Raw genomic sequence first — 20,139 nt, 5'->3', positions numbered from 1 at the left:
TTGGGGCTGGGGATCGAGGCGGGAGCGGACATGATCGATGGGCCGTACTTCGTGCTGACGGTGCTGGGACTGCTCGGGACGGGGGTCGTGGCGGGCGTGTTCTGCGGGTTCTCGACGTTCGTGATGAAGGGGCTGGCGTCCTTGCCGTCGGCGCAGGGTGTGGCGGCGATGCAGGCGATCAATGTCAGTGCGCTGACCCCGGCGTTCATGCTGGTGTTCGCAGGTACGGCGGTGCTGTGCGCGGTGCTCGCCGTCGTGACGTTCGTGCTGTGGCCGGGCGAGGGCCGGGTGGAGTTGCTGCTGGGCAGCGCGCTGTATCTGTTCGGCTGCTTCGGGGTCACGATAATGGCGAACGTTCCGCGCAACGACAGGCTCGCCAAGCTGGACGCGGGCACCTCGGAGGCCGCCACGTACTGGCGCGGATATGTGAGCGAGTGGACGATGTGGAACCACGTCCGGACGGTCGCCTCGGCCGGCGCGGCCCTCTCGTATCTACTGGCGCTCGCCTGAGGCGGGCTCGGCGGACGCGTCGTATCGTGGCGGGAAGGGCCGCAAGAGAACGCCCGAGCGTCACCCCATACGCCCTGCGCCTCGCGCCTCACACCGGTCCCAGCCGCTGATCCGAAGTCACTGATCCGAAGTCGATGATCCGAGCCCGCCGGTGTACGGCCGCGCCCGGACGCGTACCACTACGTGAGGGAGACGGCCATGGCCGATCCCAAAGGTTTCCTGACGACCCCACGCGAGGAGTGGCCCCGTAGGCCCGTGGAGGAGCGGGTGCGGGACTGGGACGAGGTGTACGTTCCCGGGGCGCTCCTGCCGATCATCAGCAGGCAGGCCGACCGCTGCATGGACTGCGGCATCCCGTTCTGCCACGACGCCTGCCCGCTGGGGAACCTGATTCCCGAGTGGAACGACCTCGTGGCACGGGAGGACTGGCGGGCGGCGAGCGACCGGCTGCACGCGACGAACAACTTCCCCGAGTTCACCGGGCGGTTGTGTCCCGCGCCGTGTGAGACGGGGTGCGTACTGGCGATCAACCAGCCCGCGGTGACCATCAAGAACGTGGAGGTGGCCATCGCGGACCGGGCCTGGGAGGACGGGCTCACACCACCCCGGCCGCCCGACCGGCTGACGGGGAGGACGGTCGCCGTCATCGGGTCCGGCCCGACCGGGCTGGCGGCCGCGCAGCAGCTGACGCGGGCCGGGCACACGGTGGCCGTGTACGAACGGGCCGACCGAGCCGGGGGGTTGCTGCGGTACGGGATCCCGGCGTTCAAGATGGAGAAGCGGCATCTGGACCGGCGGTTGGACCAGATGCGGTCGGAGGGCACGAAGTTCCGTACGTCGACCGCCGTGGGGAGGGACATCGGGGCGGCCGGGCTTCGCGCCAGGTACGACGCCCTGGTGATAGCCACGGGTGCCACGGCCTGGCGGGAACTGGACGTGCCTGGGCGGGAGTTGGACGGGATCCATCAGGCGATGGAGTATCTGCCGCTGGCCGACCGGGTGTGCGAGGGGGATCTGGAGGTGTCGCCGCTGTCGGCGGCCGGGAAGCATGTCGTGATCGTCGGGGGTGGTGACACGGGGGCGGACTGCCTGGGGACGGCGGTCCGGGAAGGGGCCGCGTCCGTGACCCAGCTGGACATCTATCCGCTGCCGGGGACGGAGCGGGACGAGGACGTCGACCCCTGGCCGACGTATCCGAAGGTCTACCGGCTCTCGGCGGCGCACGAGGAGGCGCACGACCTTCGGACGGCACCCGCGGCGGACGCGGACGTGCGGCTCTTCGCGGCGTCCACGCTCCGCTTCACGGGGGACGAGGCGGGGCACGTACGGGCGCTGCATTTGGTCGAGGTGGACGAGAGGCGGCAGCCGCGGCCCGGCACCGGGCGGACGCTGCCCGCCGACCTCGTCCTGCTCGCCCTCGGCTTCTCCGGGCCGGACCGCCGTGACGGGCTCGTCGACCAGCTCGGCCTCGATCTCGATCCGCGCGGGACGATCGCGCGGGGGCCGGACTTCGCGACGAACGCGCCCGGAGTGTATGCCGCCGGGGACGCCGCTCGCGGGCAGTCCCTGGTCGTCTGGGCGATCGCCGAGGGGCGGGCGGTGGCCGCCGCGGTCGACCACCGGCTGACCGGGGCCGGCCGGCTCCCGGCTCCGATCGGACCGTACGACCGGCCGATGACGACGTAGAGGTCAACGGTGGGGGCGAGTCGCCCACGAGGTCGTCGGGTTGCGGCCCGGTTCGGCACCGCCGAGCCGCGAGCGGCGCTGTTCGCACCCGGCGCGTCGCCGCCTGGGCGGTCCCGGGTTCTAACGGTCGTCCGTGCCCGCCTGCTTGCCCGTGGCGAGGGCGATGCGGTTCCACGTGTTGATGGTGAGGACGAGGGCGAGGACGTGGGCTACTTCGGTCTCGTCGAAGTGGGTGGCGGCGTCGGCGTAGACGTCGTCGGGGACGCCTCCGTCGGCGATGAGGGTGACGGCTTCGGTGAGGGCGAGGGCCGCCTGTTCGCGGGCGGTGAAGAAGTGCCGGGCCTCGCGCCACACCGGGATCATGTGAAGCCGGTCCTCGCTCTCGCCGGCCCTGCGGGCGTCGTTGGTGTGCATGTGGAGGCAGTAGGCGCAGTGAGGCTCCGCCAAGCTCGTTTCCGCAGTTCAGTGGGGCTGGTGTGATGGGTCGGTGAGGTCCTCACGCTGGCAGGTGGGGTGATCGTTAGCACGAGATCGTCTGGCGCAGGTGTTCTCGTGGGTTCTGGAGTGAGGTTCGGGGGTCGCCGCGTAGGTTCTGCGCTGGGAGGGATGTTCATGACGGACGTGCTGGCGTGGACGATCGAGCGGCGGCTTGAGCTGGCGAAACGTGCCGAGCTGCTGCGCAAGGAGCTGGGTGAACTCGAAACGGAGGTCGCCCGGTTGGAGGCCGCCGAGGTGGTGTTCGGGCAGTGGGCCGAGGCCACTGATGGTGGACGGCGACCGCCGGGCATCGTGTCGCCGGAGCCGGAGCCGGAGCCGGAGCCGGAGCCGGAGCCGGAGCCGGAGCCGGAGCCGGAGCCGGAGCCGGCCGTTGTGACGGTGGGTCCGGGTGCGGGCGGGATGCGAGTGGTGCCGGACCGCGTCGAGGGGATGGGACTGGAGGTCCTGACCTCAGAATATCGACGGATCATGGAGATCGTGGCCGGGGCGGACGGTCCGGTGATGGCCAAGGACGTCGCCCTCGGGCTGGGCCGGGAGGCGAGTCCGGCGAAGATCGAGCCGGTCCGGGGCCAGCTGCGCAAACTTGCCGACCGGGGCTGGCTCTCACGTACCGCGTCCGGGCGTTACCTTCCCCGCTGACCAGTAACGCCGCTGGCCGGACGGGCCGATTCCTGCCATAACGCGAGTGCCCCCGGCGGGAGTTGGTAAGTGTGTGACCAAAAACCAGCCCGCCGAGGGCCCTCGGGATGTTGTCTACCAGGTCCGCCTCCCGCTGTCGAAGCGGACCATCGATCTCGTCGCCGACCTGATACGCCAACGCCGCAACCGGATGCGCTCTGTCTGGCGCAAGGCCGAACCCGGTAAGCAGGCCGTCATCGTGCTCGCCGTACTCCGTCACGACCAGCGCCTGGCCGACATGGCCGGCGGCAACCAGGTCGGCGAATCCACCGTCCGCCGCTGGGTGAAGGAAGTCGTCAAGCTGCTGGCCGCCCGCGCCCCGCGCCTGGACCGCGCATGCAAGAAGATCGCCCGCAGCGGCGGGGTCGTGGTCCTCCTCGACGGCACCCTGATCCGCACCCACCGCCGCACCGGGAGGGACGACCGGAAGAACTACTCCGGCAAACATAAGGCCCATGGCCTGCTGTTTCTCGCTGTCACCGACGAGAAGGGCAACCTGATCTGGATCTCCGCGGCCAAGCCCGGCCGGTCCAGCGAGATCACCACCGCCCGCCACAACAAGATCACCGGACACCTGAGGGAAGCCGGCCTCGGCGCCCTGGCCGACCTCGGCTTCGTCGGCCTCGACGACAAGCCCGAAGACGACCCGGTGATCATCACCGGCCGCAAGGCCACCCGCAACCACAAGCTGACCGTCGCCGAGAGGGAAGCGAACCGCCTGGTCAGCCGCGAACGCGCCGCCAACGAACATGGCTTCGCGAACCTCAAGTCATGGCGGATCCTGACCAAACTCCGCACGGACACCCGGCAGGCGACCACGCTCCTGCGGGCCCTGCTCGTTCTGGCGAACAGCGAAGTACAGCGCTGACGGAGCGGGCGGATGATCTCGCCCCGACGATCACGCCACCTGCCAGCGTGAGGACCTCACCAACGCATCACACCAGCCCCACTGAACTGCGGAAACGAGCTTGGCGGAGCCTCAGTGGTTGAGGTGGGAGGCGCGGATCTGGATCAGTTCGACCAGGGCCGGGTCGATGCCCTCACGGGCCGCCGCGTCGAAGCCGATGAGGGCGCGGAATACGTTCCGGGCGGACTTCGCGAAGTCGAGGCGAGGGGGTGCGGCCACCGGGGTCGCCGCCGCGCTGCTGTTCGTCGTCACGTCTGTCGTCGCGTTCGTCGTCATGACCATGAATCTACGAGGCGGAAGGACCTGCCGTAGGGTGCATTTCCATGGTGGATTCGTGGGTCAATTCGGCGGAGCGGATCGGGGCCGACCTGCATCTCCAACTGTCCGGTTCCGGTGGGCGGCGGGCGGCGCTGATCCGGGCGTTGCGGGATGCGGTGCGTGATGGACGGCTCGCTCCGGGGGCCCGGCTGCCGCCGTACCGCTCGCTGGCGGCGGACCTCGGTGTCGCCCGCAACACGGTTGCCGACGCGTACGCGGAGCTGGTCGCCGAGGGCTGGCTGACGGCGCGGCAGGGCTCGGGTACGCGGGTCGCCGAGCGGGCCGAACCGTTGGGCGCGCCCTCGCGCGTACCCCGAAAGGCGCCGCCACGCGCGCGTGGGCCGCTGCACGACCTGCGGCAGGGCACACCGGACGCGTCGGCGTTCCCGCGGGCGGCCTGGGCCGCGTCGTACCGCAGGGCGCTGGCGCGGGCACCCAGCGAGGCGTTCGGGCCGGGCGATCCGGCCGGGCGGGTCGAGCTGCGCGAGGCGCTCACCGAGTACCTGGCACGCGCGCGTGGGGTGCGTACCGAGCCGTCGCGGATCGTGATCTGCTCCGGGTTCGCGCACGCGCTGCGGCTGCTGTTCCACGGCCGGGTACTGCGGGGGCCGCTGGCCGTGGAGTCGTACGGTCTGGGTTTCCACCGGGAGTTGCTGGCGGCGGCCTCCGTACGGACCGTTCCGCTGCCGCTGGACGAGGACGGTGCCCGTGTGGACGGGCTGGGCCGGGAGAGGGCCGTGCTGCTCACGCCCGCGCATCAGTTCCCCACGGGCGGGCCGCTGCATGCCGCCCGGCGTGCCGCCGTCGTGGACTGGGCACGCGCGCGTGGAGGGGTGATCCTGGAGGACGACTACGACGGGGAGCTCCGCTACGACCGCAAGCCCGTCGGGGCGGTGCAGGGGCTGGATCCCGAGCGGGTCGTGCACATCGGCTCGGTCAGCAAGAGCCTGTCGCCGGCGCTGCGCCTGGGGTGGATGGTCCTGCCGGAGCGCTACGTCGACGCCGTGCTGGAGACGAAGGGCGAGCGGGAGGCGTGGGTGAGCGTCCCGGATCAGCTGGCGCTCGCGGACTTCGTGGTCTCCGGGGCGTACGACCGTCATGTGCGGCGCATGCGGCAGCGGTACCGGGTACGGCGTGACCGTCTGGTCGCGACTCTCGCCGCGCAGGCGCCGCACATCGAGGTCACCGGGATCGCGGCCGGGTTGCACGCGGTGCTGCGGCTGCCGCCCGGGACCGAGCGGTCCGCGGTGAAGGCGGCGGCCTGGCGGGGCGTCGCGCTGGACGGACTGGCCGGGTTCCGGCACCCCGAGGCGACGGGGGCCGCGCCGGACGGGCTCGTCGTGGGGTACGCGACGCCCGCGGAGCACGCGTACGGGGCGGCGGTGGAGGCGCTGTGCGGGGTGCTGCCGCCCAGGTGAGCGACGCGGTGACAGTCGGCCGTCGGCGGCCGGTGGACCATTGGCGGGCAGGCGGCCCGCGGTCGTAAGGCGAACGACGACGGTGGGATCACTGACGCCAGGAGGTACGTCACCCTGCACGTCATGGGGCCATACGATCCGGCGGTGATCTGCGCCCGTCCTTCGTTCCGTCGTCAGGCGCAGGGCCCCTCCCTCGCGTCCCCCTGTCGACCTCCGGTCCTGGAGAGTGCTCGATGACGACGAACCTCACGGCGAACACGGAGAAGGTGCGCGCGGCGGGGCGCCGCCCCCGGGACGGCGCCGCACCCGGTTCTCACGTCGTCCCGCTGAGCCGAGGTCGAGCATCTGCTTGCCCATCGTCTCGTCCACCGGGTAGTTGTCCTTGCCGCCGAGGTACCAGTCGTACATCCGCGCGGGATGGGGTCTGCTCGTGTTGATGCCGACGGGGGGACGCCCGCTCATGACTAGCTCCATGACGTTCTGCGGCAGTAGGTGATCAACTCAGGGCCAACATAGGGGAATCGGCTGAACAACAGGGAGTGCGCAACAAGTCTCAGGACAGCAGGAAGTCGGCCACCCCCGCCTTCGCGCCCTCGATGAAGGCGTTCATCTCGTCGGGCGAGTAGATCAGCGCCGGCCCGTCGGGGTCGGTGGACTGCCGTACGGCGATACGGCCGTCGGCGAGCTTCATGGCCTCCAGGCAGTTGCCTCCGTTGCCGCCGCTCCAGGGCTTGTGCCAGCCCTCGCTGCCCAGCTCCCGGGCGGGCATGCCGTTGTAGACGCGTATGTGCGACTGCGTGTGCGTGCGCGACTGCGACTTGATGAGTTCCATTCGGTGTCTTCAGAGCTCCTTGCGGAGATCCCGGAGGATCTCCTTCGTGCGTTGTGCCGTGGCGGCCTGCGCCGCCATGCGGTCCATGACCTCCAGGTGGGTCGCCACCTCGGAGCGGTCGTCCAGGTAGACGGCGCCGGTCAGGTACTCGCTGTAGACCATGTCCGGAAGTTCGGGCACGGCGAAACGGAACAGGACGAACGGCCCGTACGTGCCGGGATGCGGTCCTGTGTCGAACGTGGCGACCTGCAGCGTCACATGGGACAGCTCCATGGCCTCCAGCAGTCGGTCGAGCTGGTCGCGCATGACCCGCGGCCCGCCGATGGGGCGGCGCAGGGCGGTCTCGTCCATCACGAACCACAGCCGGGGCGCGTCCTCACGGGTGAGCAGTTCCTGCCGTCGCATGCGCAGGGCGACATGGCGCTCGATGTCCTCGGGCCGGGTCTGGCCGATGGCGCCCGAGGTCATGACACCCCGCGCGTAGTCCTCGGTCTGCAGCAGCCCGGGGACGAAGTGGGGATCGTAGCCGCGGATCAGACCGGCCGCGCCCTCCAGGCTGACGTACATCGAGAACCAACCCGGCAGGATGTCGTGGTAACGCTGCCACCAGCCGGGCTTGTTGGCCTCCTCGGCGAGCCGGACGAAGGTCTCGGCCTCCTCGTCGCCGACCCCGTACGCCTTCAGCAGGAGCTGGAGGTAGGGGATCTTGAGGGCGACCTCGGCGGTCTCCATACGGCGGATCGTGGCGGCGGCGACATGCAGGACGCGCGCGGCGTCCTCACGTCTGATGCCCGCGCGCTCACGCAGGTCCAGCAGACGTCGGCCGAGGACGACCTGGCCGACCGTCGGCGCGGACCTCGGCTCGCTCATCTCGCCCCTCCATCCGACCCTGAACCCACTGACCCTGTGACTGCCTTGACCCCATGAAGCCGTACTGACCTGCGCCGGCCTCCGGCCGTCCGGGTCCTGACAGCCCGGCGGCGCCGTTCGGAAGCCCTCGCGGGCCACACATGCCCATGTACACAAACGAACACTGCGCGTACATACGGACGTTGTGCGAGGGATATCCAACTGGCGCCGCTACACGTGCTGTTGCGTGCAGTGTGCCATGACCGTTCAAAGAGTCACACGGCACTCTGCAATTTTCAGAGTGACACTTGCCAAGTGTTCACGGCGAGGCGATAGTGGCAAGCGTGATTCCGCCCCCCGCGCCGTTAGGAACAGACGCCGCCGGAGACCGTGTCGGTCCCGGTCCGGCCGCCGGGGCGCGCCCCGAGAAGAAAATCGCCGAGCGCCGGTTTCGATTCGAGTTGGCCGCGCACCCGGGTGCCGTGGCCCAGGCCCGGCGTGTGACCCGTACCCAGCTCACGGGCTGGGCCCTCTGCGAGGACACCTGCGACACGGCGGCCCTGGTCGTGTCCGAACTGGTGACCAACGCGATCGTGCACACCGCGAGCACCCAGATCGTCTGCGAGTTGCAGGCCGGCGCCGACACGGTGCGCATAGCGGTACGGGACGAGGGCTGCGCTCCCGGTGAGCCGCACCCCTCGCCGCAGCGGCCGGAGGAGGAACACGGAAGGGGACTGCTCCTCATAGAGGCCCTCTGCCGCTCCTGGGGCGCACAGCCGGTCGGTCTGGGGCTCCTGGTGTGGGCGGAGGTACCGCGTGCGCTCGTCGCCGGTGCCGTCTCCCCCGACGCGGGCACGGGCATGCCGGCCCCCCGGTCCGACCTGGGCTGGGGCGCGAAGAAGCCGCCCACGGAGGACCGCGAGGACGAGGCGGAGGCGTTCCGCCGAACGGGCGCCGGGGGGTGTGTGGGTGTGGAGGGCCACGTAGGTGCCGAGGGCCGTACGGCGTCCGGGCGGCATCCGGGTGCCGAACGTCGTACGGAAGTGGACGTTCGCGGGGACGCGGGACGTCGGACGGGGGCCGAATGGGTGTGAGCGCGTCGATCGGTCCCGCTCCGCTCCCCGGCGGGGGCAGAGTGGCTCGCGTGGTGAGCCTCGACACCCTGACCCGTCTGCGCCGCGCCCGTCCCGCCCCGGCGTCGCGCCCGCTTCCCCTGCCCGAGGGCATGACCGCGCCCATGGGGTGCGACGCGGTTGCCGTCCCGGCCCGTTTCGGACCGCAGGTCCTGCCCCGGCTGCCCCGTGTGGGCTGTGTCTACGCCGACCGCGCGCACTGGTGGTGGATCGTGCCGGCCGACTCCGACCACGCGCTGGAGTGGCCCGCGCCGGTCCGCTACACCACCGGAGCGTTGGTCTCCGACGGTTCGGCCGTGCCCGGGCTGATCCTGCGGCCGGAGGGCGCCATTCCCTACACGCCGCCGATACCGCTGTATCTGGCGTTGTGCCGGGTCACCGGGACTACGCCGGCTTGGTCGCGGACGATGATCGCGTAGGACTCCGCCGGGTGGGGGCCTTACTGCCAAGAGCCCCGCACTTGGCGTCCAGGGATGTGCGGTGGTTTCACCGCTGCGGGTGTGTGGGCGCTCGTCGCGCGGTTCCCCGCGCCCCTGAAGGAGCCTTCAGCCCCTCGAAAGCCTGTGGGTCCGCCGCGCACGCCTTCCTGCCTCCGCGCGCCCCGCGCGCTCCGGGTGGGCCGGGATATCACTACCGTGCGCCCTGGCCGGGAACGGGGGGTGCCGCAATAGTGGCCGTCGGCGACGACGGGGAGGCCGCGGGTGCGAAAGGCGCGTGACAGGGGCAAGCCGGAGACGTCCGAGTCGGAGCTGCTGCTGTTCGGCGGGCCACTGCGGTCCGACATGGGCTGGTCGCAGCATGCCGACGCGTTCCTGGAGCTGAATTTCCGCGCGATGGTGCGGCGGCTGCCGTCGCTGCTCGGGTCGAGTTTCCGGCTGGCCTGGCAGGCGGACCGGCGGGCCGCCCGGACCGTCCTGGCAGCCGAGACGGGCCGTGGCCTCGCCCAGGCGGTGAACCTCCTCGCGATGAACGCCGTCCTGGCCCGGCTGATGGCGGACGGCACGGTCGAGGAGCGGTTGCGGGGAGCCGTCCCCGCGCTCGTCGCCATCGCCGTCGTCATGCTGGTGGCCACACTGCTGCGGGCGGCGTCGACGTATGCCACGGGCCGACTGGAGCCCAAGGTGGAGCGGGTGGCGACCGAGCTCTACTTGGAGCGGGCGGCGGCCGTGGAGCTGTCCGCGATCGAGGACGACGGCTTCCACAAACTGCTGGACACCGCGAAGTACGGCGCCCAGTCGGCCCGCCGCATGATCAGCTACTCGGCCCGTGTGGTGAACGCCCTGATCTCGCTGATCGCCGCGGCCGGCGTCCTGACCGTGCTGCACCCGGCCCTGCTGCCGCTGCTGCTCACGATGACCCTGCCGAGCGCCTGGAGCGCCCTGACGACAGCCCGCCGACGCTACGAGTCCTTCCACGCCTGGGTGCAGCACGCGCGCGCGGGATATCTGCTCAGCTCCCTGCTGATCGAGCCGGAGGCCGCCCCGGAGATCCGGGTGCACGGCGTCGGCCCGTTCCTGCTGCGCCACTTCCGTTCCATGTCCGAGACGGCGGAGGCCGAGCAGGCACGACTGGCCCGGCTGGCGGCCCGTACGGGCCTGTACGCGGCCCTCTGGACCGGTCTGGCCACCGTGACGACGTACGCGACGCTGGGCGGCCTGCTGCTCGCCGACGCCATGGCGCTGTCCGTGGCCGGTACGGCGGTCATCGCGATCCGCACCGGATCCTCCAGCCTGGACACGCTCGTCCTGGAGGTGAACTCCCTGCACGAGGAGGCCCTCTTCGTGGGCGACATGGAGCGCCTGTACGTGGAGGCCGCCAAGCGCGCGATCCCGGAGGGCGGTGACCCGCTGCCCGAGGACCCACGCGAGATCCGGGTGGAGAACGTGACCTTCGCCTACCCGGGCAAGGCCACCCGCCCCGCGCTGGACGACGTCACCCTGACCGTGCCGCTGGGCAAGATCGTGGCCCTGGTCGGTGAGAACGGCTCGGGCAAGACGACCCTGGTCAAGCTGCTAGCCGGGCTGTACACCCCGGACCACGGCAAGATCATGTGGGACGGCGTGGACACGGCGACCGCCGACCGGCGGCAGCTCGCCGAGCGCATCGCGATGGTCGCGCAGGACTTCAAGCGGTGGCCCTTCACAGCCCGCGTCAACCTGGCGATCGGCCGCCCTTCGGCACCGCTCACCGAGGAGCGCCTCACTTCGGCCGTCGCGGAGGCCGGGGCACAGGACGTGATGGAGGACCTGCCGCGCGGCCTGGACACACTCCTGGTGCGCGGGTTCAGCGGCGGGCACGAGCTGTCCGGCGGCCAGTGGCAGCGGCTGGGGATCGCGCGGGCCGCGTACCGGCGCGGGCACATCCTGATCGTGGACGAGCCGACGGCGGCCCTCGACGCCCGCGCCGAGCTGGAGGTCTTCGAGAAGATCCGCGCCCTGGCGGGCACCGGCCAGACGGTCGTCCTGATCACCCACCGGCTGGCGTCGGTCCGCCACGCCGATCTGGTCCACGTCCTCGACCAGGGCCGGCTCGTGGAGTCCGGCACCCCGGACGAGCTGCTGGCCACGGGCGGGGTGTACGCGGAGCTGTACTCCCTCCAGGCGGAGCAGTTCGCGGCGAAGGTGCCGTCAGGACACACCCCGGCGGCGAAGGTGCCGGCCCCGAAGGCGGGCTGACCTCAGGCCGCGGCACCCGCCGAGGTGTCGGCGCCGCGCACGATGACCAGGAACATGTCCGTGGCGATGTCCATCACGACCTCGGCCTGCTGGCCCTCCAGCCGCGCCGCGTGCGCGAACTCCTCCGCCGGCCACGAGCCGCGCGGCCCACCGGCGGGAAAGCGACCCAGCACCATTCGCCCGTTCACCCTGCACCTCCATGTCGCGCTGCACCCGGAGCTCGTCACTCGTGATTCATAGAGTTAAACGACAACCAGGGGTGAACGGCTCGCCGAGTGACGGTACTGAGACGTAGTTGACACTCGGTCAACGACGGATCGTGAGGCACCTCTCAAGAACCACACATTCCAGTGACTCCATGTGCCACGGTCCGCACGTCTACGAGGGCGGTGCAACCGGTGACGAGGAGATCGGCGGAGATCGGGAAGCGGGACGGAGACGGCGCCATGCCGTCACGGTACGACGGTGGCGGGGCCCGGAGGGGTGTGGAGCGGGCATTCGGCGGGTGGGTGGGCGGGGGTGTCAGGCCGTGCGGTCCGGCCTCGGCAGCAGGTCGGCCGGGTCCGGTACGTCGGGGAGGCGGATGCCCGCGTGTTTCTGGTGTCGCGCGAGTTCGTCGAGGACCGCGGTGAGCTGCTCGGTGTGGTGGCGGGTGAGCCGTCCGGTGTCGTCGAGGTGCACGGCGCAGGCGGTGGTGGTGTCGACGAGCCGTTCGAGGGTGACGGCGACCTCGTCGGTGCCCTCGGTGTGCCGGGCCAGGGCGGGCAGTTCGGCTGCGGAGAGGGCGATCGCGGTGCGGGCCCGGGCGAGCGTGCGGTAGGCCTCGCGGCGTAGGGCCCAGCGGGCGGCGCGGTCGTCCGACTCGCCCGGCAGGGCGGCGCCGACGGACACGGACACGCCGTTCGGCCTGGACGCGCCGCTCGGCGTGGCACTCCCCGGCGTGGACGCGCCGCTCGGCACGGGGGCCTGGCTCGATACGGGCGCCCCACTGCCACCGGAGGTCACACTCCCCCCAGAGGTCCCGCTCGACCCGCTCGGCCCGTGCGACTCGTTGAGGACGTGCGTGAGGTAGGCGTGCGCGGCGGTCGCCGCTTCGGTCAGCCGGGCGCGTACGCCCCCGCCGCGCTCGCCCTTCGGCATCGGCAGGTGGCCGACGACCAGGACGATGGCGCAGGCCAGCAGCGTCTCGCCGATACGGCTCCAGGCGGCCTGGGGATCGCCGCCGACCATGATGAGGGCGAGGACGAGAACGGTCACGACAGCGGTCTGGGCCGCGAAGTGCCGCATGGCGACGGGGATGAGCGCCCCGCTGACCGCGACCAGCGCGACGAGCCCTTCCGGCCGGGGCAGTACGGCGGCGAACCCGGCGAAGACCACGGCGCCCAGTACGGTGCCCGCGGCCCGGCTCAGCACCCGGGAGACGAGCGGCCCGAGGTCGGGCTTGACCAGGAAGACGGCGGTCGCGGGCAGCCAGTACCAGTGCTCGTGGTGCAGCACCTGCGCCACAGCCGCGCTGGCCCCGAACGAGAGGGCGACCCGCAGGCCGTACTCGCGTCCGCCGGACCCGAGCGCGATCCGCGCGAGCGATCCGACGGTGCGGCGGCGAGTGTGCAGGTCGTGTGGGTCGCCGCCTCGGTCGAAGGCCTCGGCGGCGCGCAGGAGCGCGTCGTCGAGGGCACGCAGGGCGGGTGCGGATCGGGAGGGAGCGGGCAGCGGGCCGGTACCGGTGTTGCCGCGCACGGCGGCGGCGAGCCGCCGGGGCCCTGCCGAGGCACGGCCGACGACGGCGTCCCCGGTCCAGGCCAGCGCGGTCGCCGCCTCGGCGAGCGGCAGTGCGGCGGTGTACTGGGCGTGCAGCCGCCGTTCGGCGGACGAGCCCGCGTACCGCCACAGCCGGGGCCCGGCGAGCACGTCCTGCGCGTGATCGAGAGCGGCGGTCAGCGCGGCTCTCCGGGCGATCGCGTCCGGTGTGCCGACGGCGTCCAGCAGCGCGGCGATGGCGTCGTAGACGTCGGCCACGGCGGCCCGTTCCCCGTCGAACCGGTAGTCACGGGCGGTGAGGGCCGCGGGGGTGGGCAGGACGAGGCGCAAGACGAGCAGCCACCCGGCGCCGGCGAGAAAGGCGAGCGCCCGTTCCCACCCCGGCTCCTGCAACGGCATCCCGGCCCCGACGGCGGTCGCCACCAGCAGTTGCGTACCGGCGCCGGACGCCACGGGCCCGACGGCGCTCGTACTGCCGGCGAGCAACCCGAGCGCGGTGAGCAGCAGGGTGAGGACGACGGCGTGGGCGTTCTGTCCGGCGTACGTCCCGACGAGCAGCCCCGAGGCCCCGGCGAGCGCGGGCACCCCGAGCCGCTTCACCGAGACGCGCCGGCTGCCGGGCCGGTCGTTGACCCCGGCGAGCATGGCCCCGAGCGCGGCGAGGACGCCGACGGTGGGCCGGCCCAGGAGCAGGGCCCCGCACAGCAGGGGTCCACCGGCCAGCGCCCCTCGTACCACCGCGTTCCACGGCACCGGTCCCCCTTGCGCGCGCAGCGGGTGGGCGAGCCAGGGCGGCAGAGCGAGGGCGGCACGGCGGGACACGGGGCTCCTGTCGTCGGATGAGGACGGGAATGTGCCTTCGGGCGACGGCGGCCGGGGCATGGGTGAGGGTGCTGGCCTCCACCGTAGATCCGGGACCTGGAGAGAACGGGACGCTCGTATTACCGCGATGTGACGATACGGGGAAAGGCCATGTTCTTTATGCACGCAATCCGGAGAACGGTCCGGAAAGAGGTGGGCCCGGGGACGTAGCCGGCCCCCGGGCCCTGTACATCACTGCGACGGAGCCCGAAGCCACGGTCCCGCTCCGGCTCTCGCACCTGACCCGCTGCGGCTCCCGGCCGCACCTCCGCCGGCTTCAGGGGGTGAGAGGAACCACGCGTCCGGCCACCACAGGCCCGCAGCCGCCGGCGCCGACCGAGCGGCGCTCTCTGCGGCGCCCGCGCCCCGCCCTCCGCGACACCCCCTACCGCGCCTCGGCCCCCCAGCTCCTCCGCTTGGGCAGCGGCTTCGCATAACCCCCCGCCCGGCTGGTCGTCAGCCCCAGCGAGACGAGCGACTCGGCGAGTTTCACGGCGGCCCCCACTCCGTCGACGACCGGCACGCCCAGCTTCTCCCCCACCGTCCGCTGCAGTCCGGTCATCCCGGCGCACCCCAGCACCAGCACCTCGGCCCCGGCCTCGCGGGCCCGCTGGGCAGCGGTGAGGAAGGCTCGGGTGGTGCGGTCGGAGTCGGCGAGGTCGAGTACGCCGAGCCCGGTGCCGACGATCGCCGCGCAGTTGCGGCCCACCCCGGCGGCCTCCAGGCTGTCCTCGATCTGCCCGCACGAGCGTTCGAGCGTGGTGACGACCCCGTAGCGCCGCCCGAGGAGGCACGCGAGGTGGGCGGCGGCCTCCGTGATGTCGACGACGGGGACATCCACCAGTTCGCGCGCGCCCTCGCGTCCGTGCTCGCCGAACCCGGCCATGACGACGGCGTCGTACGGCTCCTCATAGGTCCGCAGGGTGTCGAGGACGGCGGCGGCGGAGAGGTAGCTGTCGAGCCAGCCCTCCGCGGACTCGGGTCCCCAGGCGGGGGTCAGTCCGGTCACGGTGGTGCCCGGGCCTGCGGCGGCCCGGGCACCTCGCACGATCTCCTCGGTCATCTCCTGCGTCGTGTTGCAGTTGGTGACGACGATGCGCACGCTCAGCCCTCCACGGGCGCAGACTCGGCGGTACCGCTGCCGGCGCCGACCGGCCCGGCACCCGCGGACACCGCCGCCCGCTCGTCCCGGCACAGCACCGCGTAGAGCCCGGCGGCCAGCGCCGTTCCGATGAACCACGAGTACGGGGCGACCGCGTCGAAGGCCGGTACCAGGGCGAGGACGGCCGAGACCGCCGCGGTCGGCAGGAACGCCCACAGCGCCTTGGGGTTGACGCCCTTGCGGTAGTAGTAGCGGGAGCCGGGCTCGGCGTTGAAGAGTTCGTCGACGTCGATACGGCCGCGCTTGACCCAGAAGTAGTCGAGCATGATCACGCCGAACAGCGGGCCGAGGAACGCGCCCAGGCCGCCGAGAAAGTACTGGACGACGGTGGGGTTGGAGAAGAGGTTCCACGGGGTCACGACCAGCGCCGCGACCGTGCTGATCAGTCCGCCCACCTTGAACGTGATCTTCTGTGGCCAGACGTTGGCGAGGTCGTACGCCGGTGAGACGAAGTTGGCGACGATGTTGACGCCCATGGTGGCGATGGCGAAGGTCAGCGCGCCGAGGACGAGGACCCAGGTGTTGCCGATCTCGGCGACGAGGTGGGCCGGTTCGGTGATCGCCTTGCCGAAGACCTCGATCGAGCCGGCCGTGACGATGACCGACAACACCACGAAGGCGGTCGAGTTGATCGGCAGGCCCCAGAAGTTGCCCCGCTTGACCGTCCGGTAGTCCGGCGCGAAGCGGGAGAAGTCGCAGAAGTTGAGCATCAGCGTGCCGTAGGTGGCGAGGACCAGCCCGATCGCGCCGAACCACTGCCGCCACTGCTCGCCGACGGAGACCGGGTTCGGGGTCGAGGTGAGGGAGATGGTCCAGCCGGCCTTGGCAAGGATCCACACGGCCAGCGCGATCATGACCACCCAGATCGCCGGGCCGCAGAAGTCCTGGAACTTGCGGACCGACTCCATGCCCTGACTGATGATCAGCCCTTGGACGAGCCAGAGGGCGACGAAGCTGATCCAGCCGAGCTGGTGCAGGCCGAGGAAGGAGTTGTGGGTCCAGGACTCCAGGCCCGGCCAGGCGGCCAGCAGCATGATGTTGACCGCGACGGACGCGAGGTAGGTCTGGATGCCATACCACATGATGGCGATCACGGCCCGGATGAGGGCCGGGATGTTGGCGCCCCAGACGCCGAAGCTGATGCGGCTGACCACGGGGAAGGGCACGCCGTGGCGCTGCCCGATCTTCCCCATCCAGTTCATCCCGATGTAGATGATCACGAAACCGACGAGCAGCGAGGTGAAGACCTGCCAGACGTTCATGCCGAGGACCAGCAGACCCGCGGCGAACGTGTAGTTGCCGAGGTTGTGGACATCGGACATCCACAGGGCGAAGAGGTCGAAGACCTTCCAGTTGCGCTTCCCGGCGGGAGCGAGGTCTTCGTTGGTGAGGCGGGGGTCGGGGACGAACGCTGTGGTGCCGGTGGCTTCGGCACTGTCGGCGAGGGACACTGGGCCTCCAGGAGCGAGAGGAGACGAGGGTGGATGCGGGGACGAGTGTGGGGGACGGGTGCGGGTGCCGGTGCGGCGAGGGAGTCACCGCAGGGAGTTTGGTATACCAAACTGCGTTCATGGTCCTCCCGTCAACGGTTCCGACCGATGTCGCCGCTGTTAACGTCACGTAAAAGACCCCACGAGTCGGCGAAGATTGCCCCATGAGCTCCCTGGCTCCTGAAGGAGCGAAGATCGAACCCCTCGGCGCGGTGCGCGAGCGTGTCCTCGGGACTCTGCGGCAGGACATCATCGCGGGGCGGCTCCGCCCGGGCGACCGGCTGGTGGAGCGCGAGCTGGCCGACCACCTCGGGGTCTCCCGGGTCCCGGTCCGCGAGGCGGTCCGCGCCCTGGTCGCCGAGGGCTTCGTCCGCTTCGAGACCCCGCGCCGCGCGGTCGTCCGCCGCCTCACCCCGGCGGACGTGGCGGAACTCTTCGAACTGCGCGAGGCGTTGGAGGTGTACGCCGCCGGGCTCGCCGCCTCCCGCGCCACCCCCGGGTCCCTGGCGGAGCTGTCGGCCCTGCTCGACCGGGCGGCGGTGGCGACCCGCGCGGGGGACGCCGAGACGATCACCGACATCAACACCCGCTTCCACGACCGTGTCCTGGCCATGGCGGGCAACAGTCTGCTCATCTCCGTCATGGAGCCGGTCGACGGCCGCCTGCGCTGGCTGACCCGCCAGAACACCGAGTGGCCGCAACTCCTCACCGAACACCGTGAGTTGTACGAGGCCATCGCCTCCGGCGACCCGGACCGGGCCCGCGCCCACGCACTGACCCACGTCCGGACGAACTACCGGTCCACGGTGCGCCACCTGTTCGGCGACAGCGGCGAGGACGGCCACGACATCAGCGCGTACGACGAAGGGAAAGACCACGACGGCGCACCGTGAACCCCGGTGACGCGGGCTGGTGAGCGGAGCTGCGATCGTGGGCGCCGGAGCAGCGACCCCACGTCAACGAACGCCCCGCCCTCCTCGTCAGCCCTTGGCGTACTTGTCCGTCGCCGCCACCAGTGCTTCCGCCATGTCCGGTGCGCCCGCGTTGTGGCCCACGTCGTCGATGACGTCCAACTCGCTGCCGGGCCAGGCGTGGTGGAGGCGCCAGACGATGCCGAGGAGGTTGTTGGGATCGAGGCTGCCCTGGACGAGGGTCCCCGGGATGCCCTTGAGCAGCGGAGCGTCGCGCAGGACGGCCCCCTCGTCGTTCTCTTCGCCGAGGAAGTGGCCGTTGCCCCAGTAGTGGGTGACGGTACGGGCGAAGGCGTAGCGGAAGACGGGGTCCTCGTAGCGCGGCACGGAGCGGGGCGGCTGCGCGGCGATGGCCGTCTCCCAGTCGGTCCAGGCGCGCGCAGCCCGCGCCCTCACCGCCTCGTCGGACGACTCGATCAGCCGGTTGTACGCGGCTGCCAGGTTCCCCTCCCGCTCGTCCTCGGGCAGCTCGGCCAGGAACCGCTCGAAGGCCTCCGGGAAGAACTGCCCGAGTCCCCTGGTCAGCAGGGCGACTTCGGCGTCGGAACCCGTGGCGACGCCGGTGAGGACCAGCTCGGTCACGGCCTCCGGATGCGTCTGCGCGTACCGCAGCCCCAGCACCGACCCCCACGACACGCCCCACACCAGCCAGCGACCGATCCCGAGGTGCCGCCGCAGCAGCTCCAGGTCGGCGATCAGACGATCCGTCGTGTTGACGCTCATGTCGGTCCCGTACGCGCTCGCCGGCGGTGTCGAACGCCCGCAGCCGCGCTGGTCGAGCAGCACGATCCGGTACGCCTCGGGGTCGAAGAGACGCGGGAACCACGCGTTGGCCCCGGACCCCGGCCCGCCGTGCAGCACGACCGCGGGCTTGCCCCGCGGATTCCCGCAGACCTCCCAGTACACGCGGTTGCCGTCCCCCACGTCGAGCATGCCGTGGTCGTACGGTCCGATCTGCGGATAGAGAGGCATTGGCGGACCCTAACCGGCGCAGGACGGCATCGGCAGCCGCTTTTCCGCCGGGCCGGGCCGTCCCGACGCTCCCGGTGTGCGTCTACGGCGCGACGTCCAGCCCCGCGGTCCTCGCCGCCGTCCGCAGGACCTCCCGCAGCATCGCAGGGGTCAGCCGGCCGGTGAAGGTGTTGCGCTGGCTGACGTGGAAGCAGCCGAAGAGCTCGAGCCCGTCGAGGGGTACGTGAGTGCCGTGGCCGAAGACGGGGCGCGGTCGGGGCACGTCCCAGCCGGCCTCGGTGAGCGCGGGCAGGGCGGCCTGCCAGCCGAAGGCACCGAGCACGACCACGGCCCGCAGCGTCGGCCGAAGCAGTTCCAGTTCCCGGACCAGCCACGGCCGGCAGGTGTTCCGCTCCTCGGGGGTGGGCTTGTTGGCGGGCGGCGCGCAGTGCACGGGTGAGGTGATCCGTACGCCGTACAGCTCCAGTCCGTCGTCAGGGCCGGCCGCCGTGCCGCGCGAGGCGAGCCCCACGTCGTGCAGCGCCGCGTACAGCACGTCGCCCGAGCGGTCGCCGGTGAACATCCGTCCGGTCCGGTTCGCCCCGTGCGCGGCGGGGGCGAGCCCGAGGATCAACAGCGCCGGGTCGGGCGGTCCGAAGCCCGGCACCGGCCGCCCCCAGTACTCCTGGTCGGCGAACGCGGCCCGCTTGGTCCGCGCCACCTCTTCCCGCCACTCGACCAGCCGGGGACAGGCACGGCACCCGGTGATCCGCGCGTCGAGCGCGGCCAGCCCCGTGTCGCCGCCACCACCGTTGCCGCTGCCCATGCCTCCACGGTACGGCCGGCGATCGCCTCCCCGAGGGGGCCTGGTGGAGAGCTAAGGTCAAGGCATGGCTTCTGAAGGTACGGAAGGTATGGAGGAGCGGGCGAGCGGCCCGGGCACCACGAACCGGGTTTCCGACCCGGCGGCGGCAGCCGCCGAGGCCACCCGCCCCACGAGCGGCGAGAGCGTGCGCGTCGACAGCTGGATCTGGTCCGTCCGCCTGGTCAAGACCCGCTCGATGAGCGCCACCGCCTGCCGGGGCGGCCACGTCCGCGTCAACGGCGAACGCGTCAAGCCCGCGTACGCGGTGCGTGTCGGCGACGAGGTGCGGCTCCGCCAGGCCGGGGGCCGGGAGCGGACCGTCGTCGTCAAGCGCCTGATCCGCAAACGGGTCGGTGCGCCCGTCGCCGCCGAGTGTTACGTCGACAACTCCCCGCCGCCCCCGCCCCGCGAGGCCGTCGCCCCCGCCGGTATCCGTGACCGAGGCACCGGGCGCCCCACCAAACGCGACCGCCGGGACATGGAACGCCTCCGGGGCCTGGCCGAGGCCGCGAACGCCGAGCGCCATCGCCGCCCCACGTAGGCGCCGCCCCCACTGTGCCGAGGGGCTTTCCGT

At 71.7% G+C, this 20,139-nt stretch carries 19 protein-coding genes and 2 pseudogenes; 10 read left to right on the top strand and 11 right to left on the bottom strand.

Going from position 1 to position 20,139, the window contains the following annotated elements:
* The first annotated feature begins 30 nt into the window (after positions 1-30).
* Together WBG99_RS27565 and WBG99_RS27560 are read left to right on the top strand one after the other, a co-directional pair.
* Complete coding sequence (locus WBG99_RS27565) at positions 31-510, top strand: anthrone oxygenase family protein (RefSeq protein WP_338898882.1); 480 nt, start codon at positions 31-33, stop codon at positions 508-510.
* Between the two features lie 198 nt (positions 511-708).
* On the top strand, positions 709-2,196 hold the full coding sequence (locus WBG99_RS27560) for a glutamate synthase subunit beta (protein ID WP_338898881.1): 1,488 nt from the start codon (positions 709-711) through the stop codon (positions 2,194-2,196).
* A gap of 120 nt (positions 2,197-2,316) precedes the next feature.
* On the opposite strand, the pseudogene WBG99_RS27555 reads toward WBG99_RS27560, so the two are convergent.
* Positions 2,317-2,631, bottom strand: a pseudogene (locus WBG99_RS27555) (carboxymuconolactone decarboxylase family protein); the annotation flags it as partial.
* Between the two features lie 177 nt (positions 2,632-2,808).
* Between WBG99_RS27555 and WBG99_RS27550 the strand changes: the two are divergent.
* Together WBG99_RS27550 and WBG99_RS27545 are read left to right on the top strand one after the other, a co-directional pair.
* Positions 2,809-3,333: a hypothetical protein gene (locus tag WBG99_RS27550; RefSeq protein WP_338895218.1), complete on the top strand. Its 525-nt coding sequence runs from the start codon at positions 2,809-2,811 to the stop codon at positions 3,331-3,333.
* A 73-nt stretch (positions 3,334-3,406) separates the two neighbouring features.
* Positions 3,407-4,240 carry a transposase family protein gene (locus WBG99_RS27545; RefSeq protein WP_338895175.1) on the top strand — a complete coding sequence of 278 codons (834 nt, stop codon included), beginning with the start codon at positions 3,407-3,409 and terminating at the stop codon, positions 4,238-4,240.
* A gap of 114 nt (positions 4,241-4,354) precedes the next feature.
* On the opposite strand, the pseudogene WBG99_RS27540 reads toward WBG99_RS27545, so the two are convergent.
* Positions 4,355-4,555, bottom strand: a pseudogene (locus tag WBG99_RS27540) (carboxymuconolactone decarboxylase family protein); the annotation flags it as partial.
* Positions 4,556-4,602: 47 nt separating this feature from the next.
* Here WBG99_RS27540 and WBG99_RS27535 point away from each other — a divergent pair.
* Positions 4,603-6,015 (top strand): PLP-dependent aminotransferase family protein, encoded by a 1,413-nt coding sequence (locus WBG99_RS27535; protein WP_338898880.1) that lies wholly within the window; start codon positions 4,603-4,605, stop codon positions 6,013-6,015.
* Positions 6,016-6,261: 246 nt separating this feature from the next.
* On the opposite strand, the gene WBG99_RS27530 is transcribed toward WBG99_RS27535, so the two are convergent.
* The 3 genes from WBG99_RS27530 to WBG99_RS27520 form a co-directional block, all read right to left on the bottom strand.
* Positions 6,262-6,489: an SAM-dependent methyltransferase gene (locus tag WBG99_RS27530; protein WP_338898879.1), complete on the bottom strand. Its 228-nt coding sequence runs from the start codon at positions 6,487-6,489 to the stop codon at positions 6,262-6,264.
* 79 nt (positions 6,490-6,568) lie between these two features.
* Positions 6,569-6,847: a DUF397 domain-containing protein gene (locus WBG99_RS27525; RefSeq protein WP_338898878.1), complete on the bottom strand. Its 279-nt coding sequence runs from the start codon at positions 6,845-6,847 to the stop codon at positions 6,569-6,571.
* A 9-nt stretch (positions 6,848-6,856) separates the two neighbouring features.
* The gene (locus WBG99_RS27520; RefSeq protein WP_338898877.1) at positions 6,857-7,717 is read right to left on the bottom strand and encodes a helix-turn-helix transcriptional regulator; all 861 of its coding nucleotides are present in this window, start codon (positions 7,715-7,717) and stop codon (positions 6,857-6,859) included.
* A gap of 314 nt (positions 7,718-8,031) precedes the next feature.
* Between WBG99_RS27520 and WBG99_RS27515 the strand changes: the two genes are divergently transcribed.
* The 3 genes from WBG99_RS27515 to WBG99_RS27505 all read left to right on the top strand — a co-directional run bounded on the left by WBG99_RS27515 (position 8,032) and on the right by WBG99_RS27505 (position 11,504).
* A complete protein-coding gene (locus WBG99_RS27515; protein ID WP_338898876.1) occupies positions 8,032-8,790 on the top strand; it encodes an ATP-binding protein in 759 nt (252 codons plus the stop codon).
* The gene (locus WBG99_RS27510) at positions 8,781-9,248 is read left to right on the top strand and encodes a hypothetical protein (RefSeq protein ID WP_338898875.1); all 468 of its coding nucleotides are present in this window, start codon (positions 8,781-8,783) and stop codon (positions 9,246-9,248) included. The genes WBG99_RS27515 and WBG99_RS27510 overlap by 10 nt, the downstream gene beginning before the upstream one ends.
* Positions 9,249-9,530: 282 nt before the next feature.
* Entirely contained in the window at positions 9,531-11,504 is a 1,974-nt protein-coding gene (locus tag WBG99_RS27505; protein WP_338898874.1) for an ABC transporter ATP-binding protein, read from the top strand.
* A gap of 2 nt (positions 11,505-11,506) precedes the next feature.
* On the opposite strand, the gene WBG99_RS27500 is transcribed toward WBG99_RS27505, so the two are convergent.
* The 4 genes from WBG99_RS27500 to WBG99_RS27485 form a co-directional block, all read right to left on the bottom strand.
* Positions 11,507-11,692 carry a hypothetical protein gene (locus WBG99_RS27500; RefSeq protein WP_338898873.1) on the bottom strand — a complete coding sequence of 62 codons (186 nt, stop codon included), beginning with the start codon at positions 11,690-11,692 and terminating at the stop codon, positions 11,507-11,509.
* Between the two features lie 334 nt (positions 11,693-12,026).
* On the bottom strand, positions 12,027-14,087 hold the full coding sequence (locus WBG99_RS27495) for an FUSC family protein (RefSeq protein WP_338898872.1): 2,061 nt from the start codon (positions 14,085-14,087) through the stop codon (positions 12,027-12,029).
* Between the two features lie 424 nt (positions 14,088-14,511).
* Positions 14,512-15,228: an aspartate/glutamate racemase family protein gene (locus WBG99_RS27490; protein ID WP_338898871.1), complete on the bottom strand. Its 717-nt coding sequence runs from the start codon at positions 15,226-15,228 to the stop codon at positions 14,512-14,514.
* Positions 15,229-15,230: 2 nt separating this feature from the next.
* Positions 15,231-16,739, bottom strand: a complete 1,509-nt coding sequence (locus tag WBG99_RS27485; protein WP_338898870.1) for an NCS1 family nucleobase:cation symporter-1 — start codon at positions 16,737-16,739, stop codon at positions 15,231-15,233.
* A 203-nt stretch (positions 16,740-16,942) separates the two neighbouring features.
* Here WBG99_RS27485 and WBG99_RS27480 point away from each other — a divergent pair, with 203 nt between their 5' ends.
* The gene (locus tag WBG99_RS27480; protein WP_338898869.1) at positions 16,943-17,671 is read left to right on the top strand and encodes a GntR family transcriptional regulator; all 729 of its coding nucleotides are present in this window, start codon (positions 16,943-16,945) and stop codon (positions 17,669-17,671) included.
* A gap of 87 nt (positions 17,672-17,758) precedes the next feature.
* On the opposite strand, the gene pip is transcribed toward WBG99_RS27480, so the two are convergent.
* Positions 17,759-18,721: a prolyl aminopeptidase gene (pip, locus tag WBG99_RS27475; protein WP_338898868.1), complete on the bottom strand. Its 963-nt coding sequence runs from the start codon at positions 18,719-18,721 to the stop codon at positions 17,759-17,761.
* 82 nt (positions 18,722-18,803) lie between these two features.
* Entirely contained in the window at positions 18,804-19,526 is a 723-nt protein-coding gene (locus tag WBG99_RS27470; protein ID WP_338898867.1) for a uracil-DNA glycosylase, read from the bottom strand.
* A gap of 64 nt (positions 19,527-19,590) precedes the next feature.
* On the opposite strand from WBG99_RS27470, the gene WBG99_RS27465 reads away from it, so the two are divergent.
* Positions 19,591-20,106, top strand: a complete 516-nt coding sequence (locus WBG99_RS27465) for an RNA-binding S4 domain-containing protein (protein WP_338898866.1) — start codon at positions 19,591-19,593, stop codon at positions 20,104-20,106.
* Positions 20,107-20,139 lie beyond the last annotated feature (33 nt).

Origin of the sequence: Streptomyces sp. TG1A-60, assembly GCF_037201975.1 — a bacterium.
In the GTDB taxonomy this organism is placed as follows: domain Bacteria; phylum Actinomycetota; class Actinomycetes; order Streptomycetales; family Streptomycetaceae; genus Streptomyces.
Note: the sequence above shows the minus strand (reverse complement) of the source record. Positions and strands in the feature narration are given on the sequence as shown.

Coding starts and splice junctions, on each gene's coding strand:
- WBG99_RS27535 (WP_338898880.1), top strand. CDS start 4,603: ATGGTGGATTCGTGGGTCAATTCGGCGGAGCGGATCGGGGCCGACCTG.
- WBG99_RS27560 (WP_338898881.1), top strand. CDS start 709: ATGGCCGATCCCAAAGGTTTCCTGACGACCCCACGCGAGGAGTGGCCC.
- WBG99_RS27510 (WP_338898875.1), top strand. CDS start 8,781: ATGGGTGTGAGCGCGTCGATCGGTCCCGCTCCGCTCCCCGGCGGGGGC.
- WBG99_RS27470 (WP_338898867.1), bottom strand. CDS start 19,526: ATGGGCAGCGGCAACGGTGGTGGCGGCGACACGGGGCTGGCCGCGCTC.
- WBG99_RS27525 (WP_338898878.1), bottom strand. CDS start 6,847: ATGGAACTCATCAAGTCGCAGTCGCGCACGCACACGCAGTCGCACATA.
- WBG99_RS27465 (WP_338898866.1), top strand. CDS start 19,591: ATGGCTTCTGAAGGTACGGAAGGTATGGAGGAGCGGGCGAGCGGCCCG.
- WBG99_RS27565 (WP_338898882.1), top strand. CDS start 31: ATGATCGATGGGCCGTACTTCGTGCTGACGGTGCTGGGACTGCTCGGG.
- WBG99_RS27530 (WP_338898879.1), bottom strand. CDS start 6,489: ATGGAGCTAGTCATGAGCGGGCGTCCCCCCGTCGGCATCAACACGAGC.
- WBG99_RS27550 (WP_338895218.1), top strand. CDS start 2,809: ATGACGGACGTGCTGGCGTGGACGATCGAGCGGCGGCTTGAGCTGGCG.
- WBG99_RS27480 (WP_338898869.1), top strand. CDS start 16,943: ATGAGCTCCCTGGCTCCTGAAGGAGCGAAGATCGAACCCCTCGGCGCG.
- WBG99_RS27520 (WP_338898877.1), bottom strand. CDS start 7,717: ATGAGCGAGCCGAGGTCCGCGCCGACGGTCGGCCAGGTCGTCCTCGGC.
- pip (WP_338898868.1), bottom strand. CDS start 18,721: ATGCCTCTCTATCCGCAGATCGGACCGTACGACCACGGCATGCTCGAC.